The following is a 1,286-nucleotide window of genomic DNA, read 5'->3' as shown; positions in this document are numbered from 1 at the left end:
CAGTCGGTGCGCCTGCTGCGCGACTCGCTGATCCACGACATCTACGGCAAGGATGTCATCCGCGAGCGCCACCGCCACCGCTACGAGTTCAACAACCGCTACGCCCGGACCCTCGAGGAGGCGGGCCTGCGCCTGTCCGGCTGGTCCAGCCACAACGAGCTGGTGGAGTGCGTGGAGCTACCCTCACATCCGTGGTTCGTTGCATCCCAGTTCCACCCGGAGTTCACCTCCACGCCGAGGGACGGACATCCGCTGTTCACCAGCTTTATCCGCGCGGCGGCACGTCACCGCGACGCCCGCACCGCGGGTGCCGAGGCAGCGTCGGCGCACGGGGAGGTCTGAGATATGGCCGGTTTCGAGCTCTGCGGCTTCCCGGTCGGCCTGGACCGGCCGCTGTTTCTCATCGCCGGGCCCTGCGTGGTCGAGTCCGAGGCGATGGCGCTGGAGAGCGCGGCCGAGCTTAAGGCCATCACCGATGAGCTCGGCATCCCGTTCATCTACAAGTCCTCGTTCGACAAGGCCAACCGCTCCTCCCACGAGAGCTATCGCGGCCCGGGCATGGACGAGGGCCTGCGCATCCTCGCGCGGGTGCGCGAGGAGGTGGGCGTGCCGGTGCTTACCGATGTCCACGAGGATACCCCGCTCGAGGCCGTCGCCGGGGTGGTGGACGTGCTCCAGACGCCGGCGTTCCTGTGCCGGCAGACGAACTTCATCCAGCGCGTCGCCGACCAGGGCCTGCCCGTGAACATCAAGAAGGGCCAGTTCCTGGCGCCGTGGGACATGGCCAACGTGGTCTCCAAGGCCCGCGCCACCGGCAACGAGCGCATCATGGCCTGCGAGCGCGGCGTCTCCTTCGGCTACAACAACCTCATCTCGGACATGCGTGCGCTCGCGGTGATGCGCGACAGCGGGGCGCCGGTGGTCTTCGACGCGACCCACTCGGTCCAGCTCCCCGGCGGCCAGGGCAAGGCCTCCGGCGGCCAGCGGGAGTTCGTGCCGGTGCTCGCCCGCGCGGCGGTGGCCGCCGGCGTGGCGGGGGTGTTCATGGAGACCCACCCGGACCCGGAGCGTGCGCTCTCCGACGGACCCAACGCGTGGCCGCTGCCCCGCATGCGCGAGCTGCTGGTCACGCTTAAAGCACTGGACACGCAGGTCAAGGCGGACGGTTTCATCGAGTCCGACCTCGGCTGATACGTCCCAATCATCGAAAGCACCAGGAGGAAACACGACGGCATGGCGAGCATCAAGGCGATCAAGGCGCGCGAGATCCTCGACTCCCGGGGCAA

General features: G+C 68.6%; 1 protein-coding gene and 1 pseudogene. Both read left to right on the top strand.

Features of this window, described 5'->3' with window-relative positions; translation table 11 throughout:
* A pseudogene (gene pyrG / locus G7A99_RS20015) lies at positions 1-342 on the top strand (CTP synthetase); the annotation flags it as partial.
* Between the two features lie 3 nt (positions 343-345).
* Positions 346-1,191 carry a 3-deoxy-8-phosphooctulonate synthase gene (kdsA, locus tag G7A99_RS20010; protein ID WP_163143556.1) on the top strand — a complete coding sequence of 282 codons (846 nt, stop codon included), beginning with the start codon at positions 346-348 and terminating at the stop codon, positions 1,189-1,191.
* The last annotated feature ends 95 nt before the right edge of the window (positions 1,192-1,286 follow it).

The organism is Arhodomonas sp. KWT, from assembly GCF_010993615.1.
The sequence above is the reverse complement of the archived record's forward strand: the minus strand, read 5'-3'. Positions and strand labels throughout refer to the sequence as shown.

Excerpts from the sequence above, each read along its gene's own strand:
- kdsA (WP_163143556.1), top strand. The coding sequence starts at position 346 with ATGGCCGGTTTCGAGCTCTGCGGCTTCCCGGTCGGCCTGGACCGGCCG.